The 17,440-nt window shown below is 58.7% G+C and carries 16 protein-coding genes; 2 read left to right on the top strand and 14 right to left on the bottom strand.

Translation table 11 applies throughout. The features are described 5' to 3' along the window. The coding region (locus ABE488_RS12355) for an NAD-dependent epimerase/dehydratase family protein (RefSeq protein WP_346448699.1) at window positions 1–144 on the bottom strand (144 nt) is incomplete at its 3' end. Window positions 145–261: 117 nt separating this feature from the next. Here ABE488_RS12355 and ABE488_RS12360 point away from each other — a divergent pair. After that, on the top strand, window positions 262–1,062 hold the full coding sequence (locus ABE488_RS12360; RefSeq protein WP_346448609.1) for a hypothetical protein: 801 nt from the start codon (window positions 262–264) through the stop codon (window positions 1,060–1,062). Here ABE488_RS12360 and ABE488_RS12365 read toward each other — a convergent pair whose 3' ends face one another. The 13 genes from ABE488_RS12365 to ABE488_RS12425 all read right to left on the bottom strand — a co-directional run bounded on the left by ABE488_RS12365 (window position 1,063) and on the right by ABE488_RS12425 (window position 16,776). Then, window positions 1,063–2,133 (bottom strand): glycosyltransferase family 1 protein, encoded by a 1,071-nt coding sequence (locus ABE488_RS12365; protein ID WP_346448611.1) that lies wholly within the window; start codon window positions 2,131–2,133, stop codon window positions 1,063–1,065. 39 nt (window positions 2,134–2,172) lie between these two features. Next, window positions 2,173–3,312 (bottom strand): hypothetical protein, encoded by a 1,140-nt coding sequence (locus tag ABE488_RS12370; protein WP_346448613.1) that lies wholly within the window; start codon window positions 3,310–3,312, stop codon window positions 2,173–2,175. A 241-nt stretch (window positions 3,313–3,553) separates the two neighbouring features. Beyond that, window positions 3,554–4,777 carry a glycosyltransferase family 4 protein gene (locus ABE488_RS12375; RefSeq protein ID WP_346448615.1) on the bottom strand — a complete coding sequence of 408 codons (1,224 nt, stop codon included), beginning with the start codon at window positions 4,775–4,777 and terminating at the stop codon, window positions 3,554–3,556. After that, entirely contained in the window at window positions 4,778–5,875 is a 1,098-nt protein-coding gene (locus ABE488_RS12380) for a polysaccharide pyruvyl transferase family protein (RefSeq protein ID WP_346448617.1), read from the bottom strand. It abuts the gene before it with no gap. 38 nt (window positions 5,876–5,913) lie between these two features. Continuing rightward, window positions 5,914–6,906, bottom strand: coding sequence for a glycosyltransferase (locus ABE488_RS12385; protein ID WP_346448619.1), 993 nt, complete (start codon window positions 6,904–6,906; stop codon window positions 5,914–5,916). A 3-nt stretch (window positions 6,907–6,909) separates the two neighbouring features. After that, window positions 6,910–8,364: a lipopolysaccharide biosynthesis protein gene (locus ABE488_RS12390; protein ID WP_346448621.1), complete on the bottom strand. Its 1,455-nt coding sequence runs from the start codon at window positions 8,362–8,364 to the stop codon at window positions 6,910–6,912. 42 nt (window positions 8,365–8,406) lie between these two features. After that, window positions 8,407–9,570, bottom strand: coding sequence for a nucleotide sugar dehydrogenase (locus ABE488_RS12395; protein WP_346448623.1), 1,164 nt, complete (start codon window positions 9,568–9,570; stop codon window positions 8,407–8,409). A gap of 177 nt (window positions 9,571–9,747) precedes the next feature. Further along, on the bottom strand, window positions 9,748–11,181 hold the full coding sequence (locus ABE488_RS12400; protein ID WP_346448625.1) for an undecaprenyl-phosphate glucose phosphotransferase: 1,434 nt from the start codon (window positions 11,179–11,181) through the stop codon (window positions 9,748–9,750). Between the two features lie 370 nt (window positions 11,182–11,551). Then, window positions 11,552–13,741, bottom strand: a complete 2,190-nt coding sequence (locus ABE488_RS12405; protein ID WP_346448627.1) for a YjbH domain-containing protein — start codon at window positions 13,739–13,741, stop codon at window positions 11,552–11,554. Further along, a complete protein-coding gene (locus ABE488_RS12410) occupies window positions 13,738–14,520 on the bottom strand; it encodes a capsule biosynthesis GfcC family protein (protein ID WP_346448629.1) in 783 nt (260 codons plus the stop codon). Before ABE488_RS12410 ends, ABE488_RS12405 begins: the two co-directional genes overlap by 4 nt. A 17-nt stretch (window positions 14,521–14,537) precedes the next feature. Continuing rightward, on the bottom strand, window positions 14,538–15,215 hold the full coding sequence (locus ABE488_RS12415) for a YjbF family lipoprotein (RefSeq protein ID WP_346448631.1): 678 nt from the start codon (window positions 15,213–15,215) through the stop codon (window positions 14,538–14,540). 13 nt (window positions 15,216–15,228) lie between these two features. Further along, the gene (locus ABE488_RS12420; RefSeq protein WP_346448633.1) at window positions 15,229–16,332 is read right to left on the bottom strand and encodes a polysaccharide biosynthesis/export family protein; all 1,104 of its coding nucleotides are present in this window, start codon (window positions 16,330–16,332) and stop codon (window positions 15,229–15,231) included. Window positions 16,333–16,449: 117 nt separating this feature from the next. After that, window positions 16,450–16,776 (bottom strand): hypothetical protein, encoded by a 327-nt coding sequence (locus ABE488_RS12425; RefSeq protein WP_346448634.1) that lies wholly within the window; start codon window positions 16,774–16,776, stop codon window positions 16,450–16,452. A gap of 217 nt (window positions 16,777–16,993) precedes the next feature. Here ABE488_RS12425 and ABE488_RS12430 point away from each other — a divergent pair, with 217 nt between their 5' ends. After that, on the top strand, window positions 16,994–17,431 hold the full coding sequence (locus tag ABE488_RS12430; RefSeq protein ID WP_346448636.1) for a low molecular weight protein-tyrosine-phosphatase: 438 nt from the start codon (window positions 16,994–16,996) through the stop codon (window positions 17,429–17,431). Window positions 17,432–17,440 lie beyond the last annotated feature (9 nt).

A 17,440-nucleotide genomic window follows, 5' to 3' on the forward strand; every position in this document is an offset into this window, starting at 1 on the left:
GCCTTCCAGCGAGGCCAGGGTCTGCAGGTTGCCCGCGTAGGTCAACGCATCGAGGTTGACCACGCGCACGCCCAGGCGGACCGCCTCGAGCACGAAATTACCGCCGATGAAGCCGGCGCCGCCGGTGACGAGCCAAGTTGCCAATTTGCACCTCGATATGCCATTAATGAAAGAAATAAAGTTGATCTGAAACCGTCAAGATTAGTATTTTACCTTTGTCTGAAGACAGTTGGGCGCAAGAAAAGCAGGAAGTTCAAGATAATGAAGTACAAAGTCGTCATCGTAAATTACAAAAAAGATAAATCTGTCATAAGCCTCCTGCGCCAGCTAGAGGTTCAGGAGCTAAAGCCCGTTAGCGTTTTCATTGCAGATAACTCCCCGGACCCAACGCTCAAGGACACTATCGAAAGAGGTGATTGGAGCTTAAGCCTGGAGATCAAGGAGTATCCCGAAAATGTTGGATACAGCAAGGGGTGCAATGCTGGGCAGCAAGGGGTTTGGGACCTGATCGTCTTCCTGAATCCAGATATCGAAATACAGGATCGCTCGCTTTTCTTAAGGCTGTCGGAAGAATTAATGGAGCTAGGCGCCGTAGGGTGTGTGGGGGTTTCTCAAAGGAATCCGGACGGTAGCTTCGAGGCAGTGGCTCGTCGGTTCCCAACTCCTTTAGCTGTCATTGGGAAGAGGATTCCGATCCTGCGGCCTCTTCTCAGGGAGAGTGTTAGGAAGTACATGAAAAGCTATGCGTGCGAATTCAATCCAGACGGTAAGCCATTAGAGGTGGACTGGCTCCAGTCCTCTTTTCTGGCCGTCCCGCGTCAAGTCTGGAGCCGGCAAGGCGGCTTCGACGAGCGGTATTTTGTGTTCATGGCCGATACCGAATACGGACACCGCTGCAACCGGAATGGGCTAAAGTCGTACTTTATACCGGCGTTGCAAGTCGAAGCCGATGGGGTGCGCGCGAGTGAGGGGGGCGTGCTCGCAATATTCAAAAGCAAAGTTATCCGGATACATATCAAGGATTCGATTCGATACTATCTGAGTCTCCTGCAGAAGAAGTAGCTATGAACTGCGTCGTTCCAGGGAAGGTGCGACGCTAAGCAGGGCCCTTTCTAGTGCATCCAGCGCATTACGCTTCGTGTAATAGGCTAGTCTATTTGCGCCCGCTTCAATCTTCGATGCGACGATATCGGCGTTCTGGATGGCGGATAGCGCACGGCGCCAGGAGGTCTCCTGACCAAGCTCTACGAAAATACCGCTCTCGGAGAGAACCTCACGATGTGCCGGTATATCGGAGGCAATAACAGGGCGGCCGCAAGCAAGCGCTTCTAACGGCGGAATGCCAAATCCTTCCCACTTCGAGGGATAGACCAATGCGCTGCAGCCTCGGTAAAGATCAATTAGATCGTTCTCGTCGAGATAATCAGTGAACGTGACCTTGGACTCCAACCCCAAGCGCTCGATTTGGCGTGTCAGATGCTTTCGATGGCTGCCGCTACATGATGTCACTACAAGGCGGTAGCGATCCTTCCATAGTTCATGGAAGGAAATAACCTCCTCTACATTCTTGTGGGGATATCGCGCGCCGACCATCAAGAGATATGGGTCCAGAGTTTCGACATTTCCAGGCCTGAATCTATCAACGTCCACCGAGTTCGGGACTACATAGATCTTGCTCAGCGGATAATGATACGCTTCGAAAATGTCTTGGCGCGTCGCCTCGGATACTGTGAAAACAGCTGCGCAACGTTGAAGAAGGCGTGGGACTCCGTACTTGAAGTAGAAGTACTGCGCTACATGCTGCTCCGGAAATCTAAGAGAGATAAGATCATGAATAGTTATGATCTGGTCTGTTTGTCTAGGAAGTCCGTGGTGAGTTGGGCTGTAGACCAGGTGATCTTCACTAAAACGGATCTTGCGGCTCCATATCTGGCGCTTCAATGCAGCAAGCTTCCCATTCCCGATCTCTATGCCGGAAGGAGACTTTATGATCTTCGCCGAACTCGCAATCTTAGATTCAGAAGTAATGAAGGTGCAATCGAAGATCTCTGAAATCCCTAGGCAAGTGTTTGCGTATGCTCCCAGCCCTGTGGGATTTCGGCCGATCATTGAGTAATTCGCTATGAGATTCATGAAGATAATATTCCGTCTTGAAAAGGTCAGCTAGCTAATTCATCTAAGTCTTAGTCTGCCTCGAACAACGGCCTCATAGAGGAAGATGACAATTGCCCCCCCGAGAAGAGTCAGGACTCTGGAATAAACAAAGTAGTGGCTTCCGAACCAAAAAAGAACAGAAAATGCCATCCAGGGATAGAGAAATAAGCCGAACGTGTTCCCAGAGCGGATGCTTCTCCAGGAAAATTTGGCGATAACTCCAATCGCAAAAAAGTAAGGGAAAACTAGAAACCCAAGGTCCGAGAAAACGTAGCCGAAAGCAGAGACCCAAATATAGCGTCCATCCAATCCTGCTTGATGCACCGCGCCGAACTCAGATGCCCAGACATCGGATGACTGAGGTATCCCAAAGATGTCACCAAGATCTATCCATCTATGAATAAACGGTATATGCGATAGAAACCTGAAGGCGTAAGTTCCTGATCCCGCATGTGGAAACGTAATATCTCCATTTAGAAGCGCAGCGAGTCTATTATAAGAAGCCCCTGTGTAGCCCATCAAGTCTTGAAATAGTGCAGATCGCTCATCTCCACCTCGTAGCCAGGAGAAAAGTAGGAACGCGGAAACTATGACTACGGCAAATCTCCCAAGAGAAAGTAGATAGGATAAAAAAGGCTTTGATCCATTATTTGTCTTAAAGATGAAGTAGGTAATGAAGAAGCCGGAAATGCCGGGCATAAGATCGTATCGAGCAACCTTGGCGACCGCGGTGAAGGTTGCAACCAGCATGCCGATGCCAATCAGGGCTCTCAAGACATAATCTGGCCTGCCGTTAAAATCTTCTCGTTCGAGCAGCCGCCAAAGGGCCCAGCAGCATATCGCATAGAGTAAAGGTAGCGCTTCTGTTAATCCTCCGGCGACGTCCAGCTCTTTTTTGGCGGTGTAAGCATCCTCAAGCCACCCTGTAAGAAAGCTCGGATTAGATTTCAAGAAGATCGTTATCGAAAGCAGGTTCAACCCTACGGCAAGAATTAAAGGTGCGGCTATTTTAGTTCTGCTGAGGGCGGGATGGGGCGAGCTCCGAACAATTTGACGGCGCGGCGACAGCGAAATGGAACCTAATAGGAAGCTAACAACGCAGGTAATAAAAAATACTAAAGTCAGTGGATCTAAAAACATATCGCTGCGCTCACCCATTACAGACCTATAGCTCTGGGGTGGGATTGATATGCACGAAAGGAAGAAGGTCAGCGATATTAGAGATAGCCCAAAGGGCGAGACTGGATTTACTGAGTTCGATCGAAACGGTATGCGCATCTTAAATATCTCCTGCTAGAGGAGCGAGGGGCGTGGTAGCTATTCTTAGATTGCTTGGCGTGTGGTGACGAGGTAAAAATTATCTTGGCCGTAAAATAATAGGTCTCGCTCCGGCAATAGATCATTCTTGGCGAAGCTGGCGCTTCGTAGGCGATGTGTAAAGTTTACTGTAGATCTGGGTATGCGCACCCGCATATGACGTCATATTTAGAAAAGGCTTTGCCGACTCGCGCGCATTATCTGAAATGACGTTTAATTGTCCATAGCTAAGAATCTGACTTAGTCGGTCTCGCAGCTCGTTAGGCGTATCAGGATCGAAAACTAATCCGTTGTGTCCATGCTCTATCATTTCACTGATTCCTCCTCTGCTAGCGCCTATCACGGGTCTACCAAAAGCAAAAGCTTCAGCGACGACCATACCTAGAGGCTCATTCCAAAGAGAGGGGACAACGACGACGTCAACTTCTGGGAAAAAATCGCGCTGTCGCACTCTGCCTAGGAAATGAATGCGTTCCGATTGATATCGCTGGCGTAGGGCCTCGTCGTAAACTCCATCACCTGTTCCAGCGATGAGAAGCTCTACATCACTACGATCGAGTGAGAGAAACGAACTAATAAGGAGCTCTATGCCTTTGCTGGGTGTGAGTGATCCTATGAAGCCAAATCGCTGCGCCTTCCTTGGTTCGATTGTCTTGGCATTCGAGCAGCCGAGAGATTTGGCATCTCGGGCGTTGTAAATTACCTGTTTGATCTTTGCTTGTTCGAAGTACCCGCGTTTGCAGTGCTCATCCAGCACGTATCGGCTCACGCCTATCACAGCGTCAACGTGCATTGACCAATCACGATGGCGCCATCTGAAGATTGCGCATTCCGCACACAGGCTGCTGCAATGGCGCCCATTCCGAAAAAGTGTCGATCTAGCGCAAAGGAGATATTGATCACGAATGGTATGGACTACCGGAACGCCTAGCGCTTTAGACGCGGACCATGCGGAAACCGAAAATCCAGTCAGGACGTGCGTATGGACGACGTCAGGATTTTCGTTCTTAATGACTTGGCGAACATCCCGCGCCGACAATGGGTTGTAGACATCGAGCGCATGGTATGCCATGCGAGGCAACACGCTTCTTGCGACAGCATCGGTGGGGCGGTACACATTGCGGGCCGGGAGGTAGTGCACCGTGGCCCCATCGACAAGATGTGTCCCGACAGCTTCGTGGGCAAGAGCGGCTATGACAACTTCGTGCCCGGCAGCTATCAATGCGTCGACGAGCACCTTGAGTGACTTCTGCCCACCGCCACCTACTGGCGCCTCGTAGTTCGTGGCAACCATGAGGATTTTCATTCAATTAATATCCGCTGCCTGAAGGAGCTTGCTCTTCAGCAACATCATTGTTGATGTAAATCTCTCTGCAGCGCCATCCACATATTGCTTCTGCATAGAGATGCGTCCCTGATCTGAGATTGCCAGCAACGCTTTCTCCAGTATCCGAGTCGCGCTAAACTCCGAAATGCTGATTCCGTAGATGCCAGACTCCCGAATGAGCGTGTCGGTCTTCGTTGCTCTGCTGATTCCGACCAGCGGGGTATATCCCAGCGCTATGATCATTGCATGCAGTCTCATGGCAATCACAAGGGAACTGCGTCGAATTATCTTAACGGCGGTCCGATAATCGTTTGGACTCAACACTTCCACATTGTCGGTGCCGATCTTAGCCGCAGCTGCTCGATAAACCCCCAATTCGTCTTGTTCGCGAGTATCCATTGAAAGAAGGATGACTCGGTGGTCCGGCCATTGTCTTCTTACACCCTCAACAAGGGCAACCACGTCAGCAACGGCGGTGTCTTGGCTCCGCTTCTCTTTCACATACGAGATGACGATGGATCGATCACGAGGTTCGTCCAGAGGTTCTCCACTAAGGAAAAAGACGGGGTCCGACGAGAGCACGAACTTGCTTTCGTTCCCAGGCACCAATGATTGCGCAATGGTCAAGGACTTCTGATCTCTGAGGAGAACCGTGCTGCAGCGATTGAAGATATGCTTGGCGAGAGCAGGTGCACGGGATGAGCTCAGTTCATCTACTCCAATGGGAACGGTCGCTATCGGCTTGCCGAGAAGCTTTGCAATGGCGGTGACCTGCCAGATATAAGGAATCATGCCCCGAAACACGCTGATTCCTAACGCATCCTGTATGAGCGTACCGCCGCCGAGCAATATGACGTCGCTCCGTCGAATGGCTTGAATAATTGCAATCCAGCCTTTGGGCGACTTTCTATCCATCGACAACTCATCGACTCCAAGTGGCTGGAGCCTGCCTGGATTAACTGAAGTTACCGTTACCTTGCTGTCGGGAATAAGTGACCGCAATTGCTCTACGAGAACGGACGCAAGCGCGTCGTCCCCGAGATTGTGGCCGGAAGTGCCGACCAGAAGAATATTCATTGCTATAGCTCCCTCTACATCTCTGCTGGCGTAGGTGATCACCTGAGTGGAAAATCGCGGTGCTCGCCCAGTTGTTTGTTCAGTCCATCTTTGACGGCTTGCCGAACAAGCCTGTATCGATCGACTCTTCCGGTTCGCATCGCGTGGAGTCTAAGGAGAGCCAAGTAGATTGCTCTATTTATCCATGAAAGAACGCGGCTCTTCGGCCTGCAGTGGTAGCCAAAGTAAACGCCGTTGCGCGTTCCATAATATGCTCGCAGGTCGCTACCCTGGTTCAGTATTATGCTGAATGAACTGGCGCGGGTACTTCCTCTCGTGTTCCAGGATGATTCCAGATCCTTTACTTTTGCGCTGGTCACTAAGACTATCTGGCCGCCAGACGCGTTTATGCGGTAAGTAAACTCGCTGTCGTCCGCGTAAAGGACAAAATCCGCGCGGGGCGTGCCGATCTGAAAAATAAGGTCCTTTCTGAAAAAGAGTCCGCTGTAAGGCGCAATTTCCATCATCACCCGCTCCGGGAGTTTATCGGGAGCGGGCTTCGTGATGACTCGACCGAGCAGCTTTTTTGGGATATCGATGATATGGAATCCTCGAAAGCTGTTAATGCGCGGCCCTAGGCGTTGATTTTCTCCCTCAGTGATTTCCGTCTGATGCTCCGGTCGGAACGCCAATACAGCGAGCGGTCCGTCACTGGTGCTCTCGATCTGGAGGAAAGTGGATTTCAAGCGGCTGAGGCAATCTTGCTCAGGCTTGTTATCGTCGTCGAGAAGTAGTACGAAGTCGCTATCGAGCGTTTCTGCATGGCGCAAGCCCGCCGCATAGCCTGCAGCGGATCCTAGGTTTCTCGTCATCTCGAGAACAGTAACTAGGCCAGCGTAGGCTCGCTCAAGAGTGCTTTTGACAGGCCACGTCGCGCCGTTGTCGACTACTACGATGTGGTCGATGCTCTGTGAAATCAGCGCTTGAATGACCTCTTCGAGCATCGCGCGTCGCTGTCCATAGGTGACTGTAATGCAAGTGACTGTGCTCATCGCTTAATCTTCCGCCTTGTTAGGCGTTCGCTTCCTGTTCCTGGCCAGTGAGGTCAGTGCTGCTGCTTGGCGACGTCCGATCATCAGGTAAGTCGTTCCGTAGACAAGGGCGCCAACTAGGGCGCCGATGCTCACCTTTCCGTAATCACCGGATCGACTTAGAAGATCGTCGAGGGCAACGAGGGCGACGATCATCGAGATCGCGCTTGCAATGGGTATCAGTGTTGGTTTCAAGAGATCTAACCAGCTACCCTCGAGTTGCCTCATGCATAGAGCCATAACGGGTATAGCGTTCAGGACATTGGCAACAAGGTAAAGTTTCGCCATGGGTAGGACCCCATAGTTTGCACCTAGCACGAATGCACCGATCTGGAGGATTGCGCCTACAATTCCTAGAACGAGCAGCGTGCGAGTTGCGCCTGTGGCCATGAAGACCACTCCCGTAGTGCTAAGTAATGACTGTATGAAACCTGTTGGCGCTAGCCAGAACAAAAGCTGGGAGCTGAGCTCCCAGCCATCCCCAAGAAATACTTGAATGAAGCTTTCACGAAGAACGAGCATGCCTCCCATCATCGGGGCAACGAGTGTCGCTACCACGGTTACAACAGTCAGATATGTGCGGCGCATTTCTGGGCGCTGATTCTGTTGCCGCGATAGGACTGGATAGAGAGAGCGGGACACCACGAATGTAAGGCTTTGCAAGGGAAACAACATAACTCGGTACGCAAGGGCATAGGCACCAAGCACGTCTTGCCCGAAGTATCGTCCCACGACAATGTTGTCCGAGTTTCGAGCCAAGTAGTTGACGACATTGAATCCGACCAGGTGCGAGCTGAAGCCGAGGATCGACCTAAGTTCTGACCAGGAGCATTTGCGTAAGCTGGCGGGCCTCCAGTGCGACGCATGCCATAGCTGAAGTGATGTCAAGCCTACGGTAATCAGCGTCTGTGCAACGAGGCTATATACACCGAAGCCTGTGGCGGCCATGCCCAGGGCAATTACAAGGCCGGTGGCGATTGACGATATCTCGATCCTGGCAACGGTTTTGAAGCTTGAGTTTCGCTCGAGTAGTGCCTGATGTACTGCGGAGGAACTAGAGAGGGGAAACGCCAACGCTAGCAGCATTAAGACAGGTGTTAGCTCTTGCGTGCTAAATAAGCCCGCCATCAGGGGCGCTGTCGCTAAAACAATCAAGGAAATTAGTAGGCCGACTGCGATGTTGAACCAAAACACCGCTGTCTTGACTTCCTGGCTGAGTTCTTGCTTTTGAATGATCGCCGCAGAGGACCCCATGTCGCGAAAGACGATGGCGAGATTGGTCACGACGGCTGCCATGGCCATAATGCCGTATTCTTTGGGAGACAATAGGCGTGCAAGCACGACCATGCCGACGACCTGTGCGCCGATCTTCGTACCTTGGGAAAGCCCCACCCAGCGCGTATTACTGAGAACGCCCAACGATATACTCCGACAGCTTTGATTGGAGAGCTATGGCGCGGATCAATCTCCGCCGTAGAGATCTCTGCTAAAGATCTTCGGTCGAACATCTTCTAGGTCATGATGGAGGCGATTCGCAACAATGATGTCTGAGCTGCTTTTGAAATTTTCTAGGCTCTCTATAACCTTGGAGTTGAAGAACAATCCCTGAAGTCCAGGCTCATAGACGATAACCTCGACCCCGCGCGCTTTTATGCGTTTCATTACCCCCTGGATGCTTGATGCCCGGAAATTGTCGGAACCTGCTTTCATTGCGAGTCTGTAGATGCCGACTACCTTGGGATTTCTGCGGAGAATTTCCTCGGCGATGAAGTCCTTCCGAGTCCGGTTGGCTTCCACGATCGCGTGGATCAGGTTCTGGGGCACGTCGCTGTAGTTGGCGAGCAGCTGCTTGGTGTCTTTCGGCAGGCAATAGCCGCCATAACCGAACGAAGGGTTGTTGTAGTGGCTGCCGATGCGGGAATCCAGGCTCACGCCTTCGATGATCTGGCGGGTGTCCAGGCCATGCGTGCAGGCGTAGGTATCCAACTCGTTGAAGTACGCCACCCGCATCGCGAGGTAGGTGTTTGCGAATAGCTTGATCGCCTCGGCCTCGGTCGCATCGGTGAACAGCACCGGCACGTCCTGCCTGATTGCACCTTCCTGCAGCAGACGGGCGAAGACGGTGGCACGCTCGGATCGTTCACCAACGATGATCCGGCTGGGGTGCAGGTTGTCGTACAGGGCGCGGCCCTCGCGCAGGAACTCGGGCGAGAACAGGATGTTGTCGGTGCCGAACTGGGCGCGGGCCTTCGCGGTGAAGCCGACCGGTACGGTGGATTTGACCACCATAACCGCGGTGGGGTTGATCTGCTGTACCTGGGTGATGACGCTTTCGACCGAGCTGGTGTTGAAGTAGTTCGAGGTCGTGTCGTAGTCGGTCGGGGTGGCGATCACCACGTAGTCCGCGTCCGTGTACGCCTGCTGGGGGTCGGTGGTCGCCGTGAAGTCCAATTCCGACTTCGCCAGATAGTCGCGGATCTCGGCGTCGTCCAGCGGCGACTCGCGGCGGTTGAGCATCTCGACCTTGGCGGCGTCGATGTCCAGGGCGACCACGGTGTGGTGTTGTGCCAGGAGGAGGGCATTGGACAGGCCGACGTAGCCGGTGCCGGCGATGGCGATTTTCATGGGCGGAAGGGCTAATTGGGCGATTGAAGTTGGAAAGGGAGCGGAGAAGCGCGTGGAGCGCCCCCATCCGGCCCTTTGGGCCGACTTCCCCCGCGGTCGGGGGAAGGGGATGCGCAGGCGGGCAAGGAGCGGCCGCGGGCGGGGAAGAAGCGACGAAACCGCGCGGACGGGAAGAGATCAGTAGGCGTTGCGGCCGATGAAGCCTTTGAAGATGGTCATCACGATGATTCTCAAATCAAAGGCCAGCGACCAATTCTGCAGGTAGTACAGGTCGTGTTCGACGCGGCGGGCCATTTTATCGAGGGTGTCGGTTTCGCCGCGCAGGCCGTTGACCTGCGCCCAGCCGGTGATGCCGGGCTTGACGCGGTGGCGCTGCATATAGTCGTCCACTTGGTCCATGAACTCATGGTTGTGGGCGATGGCATGCGGCCTCGGCCCGACGATGGACATGTCGCCCAGTAGCACATTGATGAACTGCGGCAACTCATCCAGGCTGGTGCGGCGCAGAAATGCGCCGAGGGGGGTCACGCGCGGATCGCCTTTCCGGGCCTGGGTCACCTTGCCTGAGGCTTCGGCATGGACGCGCATGCTGCGGAACTTCAAGACCTTGATCTCTCGACCATGCAGGCCGTGCCGGCGTTGGCGGAAGAAGACCGGCCCGGGCGATGAGAGCTTCACGCCGAGTGCGATGGTCAGCATCAGCGGCGAAATCAGCAGCAGGATCAGAAAGGCCAGGACATAGTCTTCGACAGCTTTCAGCACGTACGCATCGCCGCGCAGAGGACTGCTGCGCAGGTTGATGATCGGCACGCCGGCCACCTGCTCCACCGAGTGGTTCAGCATCTGCATGCCGAACAGGTCGGGGACCAGCTTGATGTCGGCGGTCGAGTGCCGGAGGCGATACAGCACATCCTGGATCTCGGATTCGGCACTCATCGGCAGCGCGATCCACACCTGATCGATGCGCAGGCGCCGCACGTATTGCTCCAGCGCGTCCACACTGCCGAGCAGGGGCAGCCCATCGAGCCGCTGTCGGGAGGCCGACGGCGCGAACCAACCGCGTACCTGCAGGCCGAGCCAGGGCTGGGCCAGGAGTTGGTCCGCCAGACGCCGCGCGTCCCGGCCGCCGCCCACGATCACCGCAGTCCGGCGATCGACGCCGCGTGCGCGCAGCCGGTCAGCCAGGCTACGGACGCCGACGCGTAGTGCCCCGGTGGCTGCAACCGTCAGGGCGAACCAGGTAGCCCACCACAACCGCGAGAAATCGTCGCTGAGCTTGAATGCAACGGTGTAGAGGATGCTGGCAGCGAACACCAGCGTCCACAGCGCCAGCAACTGGCTGCCTTCGCGGACGAGGCCGCGTCCGCGCCAGCTGTGGTAGAGGGTGGAGCCGTTGAGCACCAGAACCGCGAACAACAGCACGCGCGCCAAGTTGCGTACGTAATCGAGCGGCATGGCAACGGTGTCGAACCGCAGCCAGTACGCCACCAGGCCGGCGGTCAACAGAACCACCAGGTCCAGCGCGCGCACCCCCCAGGACAGCAGGGCTGTCAGCTTGCTGGCGATGCGCCAGTCCCCTTCGGCCTGCGGCCGGCTGGGTGCGAAGAACATGCTCGACTCCTTCATCGAGCACAGAGCCGGACCGGGCCCCTCCCTGGGGGCACCCCCGGCTTCACCCTGTGTGCGGTGCTCAATATTCCACTCGCGGCCAGGCGCCGCGGTCGTGCCTTCGGGCGGTGGATACGCCTGCCAATCTCACACAGGATCACCACCTGTGAGAAATTTCTCATAGATGGTGCGGCGGCGCAACAAAAATTTGCTACTGCGCGGCAATAAGTGACAAATCTTGTCCGAAATTGCCTTTTGGCAGACCTGGGAATGTATGTCATCGCGACGTTGCGTCCCGTGAAGACGCCCCTCATCTCCTTCGAGGCCAGGCTGAATACGATAGCCGTTTCGTTGAGGGAGCGACGCATTCAGATCAGCGGTCGATCCATTCCAGGTTGTCGAACAGCAGCTCGCCGCTCCGCTCACCCGTCATCGGGTACAGGCTGTAGGCCCGGAACAGCTTGGCGCCGCCGTCGCGGAACAGGGGTTGCCACATGATCTCTGCGCGCGCGCGGCTGGGGCGGGGCAACACGAAGTCCATCGGGATCGAGAAGTAAATGCCCTTGTCGAAGCTGCCTTCGCCGAAGGTGCGCGAGGAGATGTTGGTCTTGGTGGCGTACGCGCCCATGGTCACGCCGTTGTCGAATCGGCGGGTGAGGTTGACCGTCGTGCCGATGTCGCCGGCCAGGTACTTGCCGACGCTGACGTTGGCCTGCAGCCGGCGCGTGCGCCCAAAGGTGTAGTAGCCGGTAATGTGGCCGGTGGTGGTCTCATAGTCGCGGAAGCCGGCATGTTGGTCGAAATTCCGCTGTCGCACCTGATTGACGTCCATGCCAAGCGCCCACTGCTCGCCGAACGGGCGATACAGGACTTCGCCGCCGACGCCGCCGTACATCGACTCCAGGTAGCCGGCATAGGCCATGCCGTACCAGTCGCGCCCCAGTTGGTGCACGGTCGTCAGTTGCAGGTTGGGGACGGTCACATCGGACGTGGTCATGTACTGCCGTTGCCAGGTGCGCACGCGCGGCAGGCGCGTCGGCGCGTCATAGCGGTACTTGTCGAAGTTGTTGGCGATGTCCACGCTGACCATGCCCGACAGCCACGTGTTGCGCGAGAACCAGTAGCTGCCGCTGAAGTCGGCCGAGAGCTGGTACAGGATGAAGCCGTCGGGGCCGCCCAGGATCTGCTTGTAGCCGGGCGCGATGCTGCCACGCAGGCGGCGGAACGGTGCTTCGTAGACCTCTTCGCGGCGCTGCTGCGCGGGCGGCGCGAGTTCCACCTTGCGGGCGAAGGCGGGCAGGTCGATCCGCCGGTCGACGTAGTCGACGAACGCCTGCCGTTCCACGCTGGTCTCGGCAATAGGCGTGCCGGCGCGCTCATGCGCGAAGGTGAACCACGTCACGTCATCGCCAAGTGCGTTGTCGAGCACGCGGGCGCCGCGGCCGATGCCCTGGGCCGGGTAGAAATAGCGGTTGTGGCTCCCGTGGACGATGACCTCGTGCTCGCGGCGCGTGATGTGCGAGACGCGGATGCCGGCTTCCTGGTTGAGGTCGGCGGCGATGCCGGCCCAGTCGGGCGTCGCGCCGGTCGCTTCGTCGAGGTTGGAGGCCGCCCGCATGGTCGATGCTTGGGCGCTGCCCCCAGCATCGGCTTGGCGACGGAGCGGCACCACCGGACGATCCATGATCGGGGCGTTGCTGCGTGTCGTGGCCAAGTTGGTCGTCAGCGTCAAGCCGATCACGGCAGTGTTGCCGCGCTCCAGGCCTGCCGTCAGCTGCAGATTCGGGCTCGGGCGGTAGACCAGGCCGACGTTGATCGGTGAGCTCTGCTCAATCTCGATTGGGGTGGCGCGGGGCCTTGCTTCGTTCTTGTAGTCGTTTCCGTCGAATTCGACCTTGAGCAGCAACTGGTCGAGAGGCGTCTGCCACGTCAATCCACCGAAAACTCCGACTGGACCACGAAAGATGGATTCGGCTCCGACGTCGCCCGGAGTTCCCAGGCCTGGGCGGGTTTCGAAGCGGTCGTCGATCAAGCGAAGTGGGTTGGCGAAGTCGCCTCGATTTCCCATGTAGCCTGTTGCAACGCCAAGACTGGCATCGATAGTGCCGAAGCGCTTGCTTGCCACCAGGTACTCGCTGGAAAAGAGGCCGGTACCGCCAAGGTCACGAAAGCCCAGCGCGACTTCCGGCAGATATCGACTCTCCTGCCAAAGGCGCACTTTGAGGTCGATCGACTTGTCCTTGTAATGCTGGTCTCCACTGAGCGACGGCGCGCCGTAGCGCACCGTGTTGATGTTGATGTAGCGGAATGTCCCTTCAAGCCAGGGAAACGGCTGCATCGACAGGTTGTAGCGCGCATACGGCGCGGTGTAGCTGGCGCTCAGGCTGAACTGCCCCTCGGCCTCCATCCGTGCGGTCGGGGTCTGCAGCAGCCCGGCGCCACCCCAGTCGCTTTGGGTGATCAGGTTATGCGCCGACTCCTGCGCATGCAGGCTCCCGGCGATCGCCAGGGCCAGCAGCCCCGGTGCCAAGTGGGCGGGGCGGCGGCGACAGCGGGCGGTCATGGTGCGGGGTCCGTATTCGAGGTGTCCGACGCGTGGGCGGGCAAGGAGGCGATCGGTTGGGTCGCCAGGAACGACGCGAATTCGCGGTTGAGGTCCGGCGCGCCGGCGCGGCGCAGGTCGCGTTCGGGCAGCGGCACGTAGAGCGTCGCGCCCGGGGCGAGCGCCTGCTTGGGGCTGCGGTTCCAGGCGGCGATGCCGAGCATCTGGACCGTGCCATCGGGCTGCACGGCGAACAGCAGGTCGCGGTCAGCGCCTGCGGTCGGGCAGTCGCGCAGGTAGTCGACGGCATCGCGCAGCGGCGCGTGCGGCAGGGTGCAGGGGACGACGACCGCGCCCGTCACGCGCACGTCCGCGGGGCGGGTGGGATACGTGATCCGGTCGCCGGGCTGCAGGACGAGGTTGGCCTCGGGCCGTACCTCGGCGACACGGGCGTCGAGTTCGTTGTTGAGGCGTCCCGTGACCGGAAGCGCGATCAGTTCGGCCTCCAGTCGTGCGGCGGTGGCGGCTGTGGAGGGCGGCACGTCGGCAGCCGCCTGCACGGCTTGCAGGTCGTGCAGCACGCCTGCCTTGAGTCGGGTTTGTGCGTCGAGCGCGGATGGGCGCAGCAATGCGGCGCCGGAGGTGTAGGCCGCCTCGGTCGGCATCGCGGCCAGCAGGACGTCAGCCAGGCGAGTCCCGGTCGGAACCTGATACTCGGCCGGCCGCTGCACGGCGCCCTCGACGCGGACCTGTAGCGTTCCGGAGTCGGCCTGCGCGACGCTTGCCGCGAGCAGGGCCAAGCATAGCGGTAGCCGCATCATCGCGTGCCTCCTGGTCGGTACGGCTTGAGTTGCACCAACTCGATGCTGTGGCCGGGCGCGACGAGCTGCCGGCTCTTGCGGATGAAGCCGGTCTGCGGCTCTACCCAATACTGGTTGGTCGCATCGACACCGGCCCCGTGCAGCACCTCGTCGAAACGCACCAGCGTGTGTGTGGTGCCGAGGATCTCTACCTGCTCCGGGCCAATCCGCCGCAGTTCCCCCTCGACCATCGCCCCGTGGCGATAGCCCGGCATCCAGTCATAGCGTCGCAGCGTGGGGGATGTGCCCTGCAAGGTCGCCAGCCGCGAGAACGGACTGTCGCCCACCAGACGAATCTCTCTGGCATCCTGCGGCAGTCCGGCCGTTCCGGCCAGCAGCCCATCGCGCAGGAAGACGATCCTGCGGTCGGGGCTGTACCAGGCGCTGCGGCCGGCGTCGTCGTTGCCCAGCACCATCAGTGCTTCGAAGTCGTCGCCCTGCACCAGCATCTGGGCATAGGGATTTGCCGCCACCTGCTCAGGCGTGATCTTGAGCTTGGCGCCGAAAACCGCAAGGCGGGCGGCATCCAAACCGCCGCGGCTCAGGCCGCTGCAACCGGCCAGCACCGGCAGCAGCAGGACGAGGCAAAGCGCTGCCAGCGCCCGCTTGGCGGGCGCGGCGTAGGGTCGGGCCATCATTTCGACGCCATCACTGCAGGTCGTTGCTGGTGCCAGCAGCGTTGCGGATCAGGCCGGAGAAGGGAATCAGTTGCGCAATGAAGCGGTTCCACCGGGTGATGCCAGCGGCACCGACGAAGACCACGTCGCCTGGCTGCAACTGGAACTGGCTGGCCACCGCGAATGCCGCCGGGGACTTGGCTTCGAGCTGGTAGACCACGGACGGTGGGGCATCGGCCTCGAGGCCCCGTGCGCCACGGATCACATAGACCGCATTGCCGTTGGACGTGGTCTGCAGCAGGCCGCGTGCGCGGCCCAACGCCTGGCTCAGGCTGATGCTGCCGGTCCTGAAGCTCTGCGCGCCGGGCAGCGTCACTTCGCCGACCACGAAGACTTCCTTCGCGTCGAGGAACGGGATGTACAGATGGTCGCCCGCCTTGAGGTAGATCGCATCGCCCGACTGACGATCCAGGTCGATCGTGTAGCTGATGCCGTCGCGCGTCAGGCGCACGCCCGAGAGGTCGGCGACCGTCGGGTTGATGCCGGCCTGGCTGATCGCATCATTGAGCGTCATCGGCGTCATGGTCAGCGGCACGGCGGTCGAGTTGGCGGTCGCGCCGGTGACCCAGGCGCGCTGGCTGCCGTAGTTCAGCACCGAGACGTCGACCTGCGGCGACTCGATGTAGCGCGCCAGTTTTTCGGCGATGTCCGCGCGCAGTTCGGCCGGCGTGCGGCCTGCTGCCTGGACCTTGCCGATGTAGGGATAGAACAGCGTGCCGTCGGTCTGCACGTGACGGCCGGCGGCGTTGAGCTGCTGCTGCGCGCCCGCTGGTACTGTCAGCTCGGGGTGGTCCCAGACCGTGATGTAGAGCACGTCGCTGACCCCGATGGTGTAGGCGGACGGCTGGTACTCGACCAGCGCGGTGGGCAGGCCGCCGGTCGTCTGCTGGGTAGCGCGCTCCATCGCGATCAGTTTGGGCGTGATCGGGATCAGGTCGAGCTGGTCGTTGCCGACCGTGCGGATGCCTTCGTCGTTGGCGCTGCCAGGGCGCAAGTGCTGGCCCGGGCTCCAGATGCAGCCCGACAGGGCGGAGACGGCGACGAGGGCAATGAGGGGGCGCAACGATACGCGCATGGGCGGAACTCTCCTGACAACGGTGGGCGGCCAGGGTGGTGCCGTCCATAAAAAACCCCGCCGGTGGTCACCGGCGGGGTCGATCTATCGGTATGACCGCGAGGTGCGGAAGCTCGATCAGCCGCCGGTGCCGCCGGTACCGCCCGTGCCACCGGTACCGCCGCCGCCGTCGCCGCCGCCATCACCCCCGGTGAACTCGCCTTCGCTGTCGCCGTTGTTGTCCATTGCCACTGCGGCCAGTGCAACCACGCCGGCCACGATGCCAACGGTCGCGCCAGTGCTCAGGCCGGTGCCGACTGCGCCGCCGGTGCCGCCGGGAATGCCGCTTTCCTGCGATGCGTCGTTATTGGAGGCTGCCGTGCCCTGGGCCTGCGGTGCGGCAAAGGCGATACCGGACAGGCCGGCCAGGGCGATGGTGCCGATCAGGCGAAGGGTCTTGTTCATGGGGGAGCTCCAAGCATGTAAAGGACGGCATGCGTCCAGGCTGTTGCGAGGCTATAGGCCGAAAGCTGGTCATGTCAAGGCGGCTTCGACGCTCGGATGGTTTGGTGAGCGTGTCTCGACAAGACTGAATAGGTTGCTCACGGATCACGTAGAGCGAGCTTGCTAGACTGCGCGCTTGTGTCCGCCCCGGCGGCGTCCGGGAGTGGAGTGCATCCAGGTGTTTCGGAAGGTCCTGTTCGTGTGCATCGGCAACATCTGCCGCAGCCCTACCGCGGAGATCGTGTTGCGATCGGAGCTCGGGACCTCGGGCATCGCGGTGTCCTCTGCCGGGTTGCAGGCGCTGGTCGACCGGCCGATCGATCCGACTGCAGCAACGCTGCTGCAGGAGCGGGGCCTCGACACCGATCAACATCGTGCCCGTCAGCTGACGCCCGCGCTGCTTGCCGACGCCGATCTGGTGCTGGTGATGGAGCGGGCCCATCAGGCGCGGATCGCCCGTGAGGTGCCGCAGGCCAGCGGCAAGGTGATGCTGCTGGGCAAGTGGGCCGGCGACCGCGAGATTCCCGATCCCTACCGGCAGCAGCGCCCTGCGTTCGAGCACGTATTGAACCTGGTCGACGAGTCGGTCGCTGCCTGGCGGCGCTATCTCCGCTGAGCGGTCCCT

Origin of the sequence: Luteimonas sp. TWI662 (genome assembly GCF_039673825.1) — a bacterium.
Lineage (GTDB): Bacteria > Pseudomonadota > Gammaproteobacteria > Xanthomonadales > Xanthomonadaceae > Luteimonas.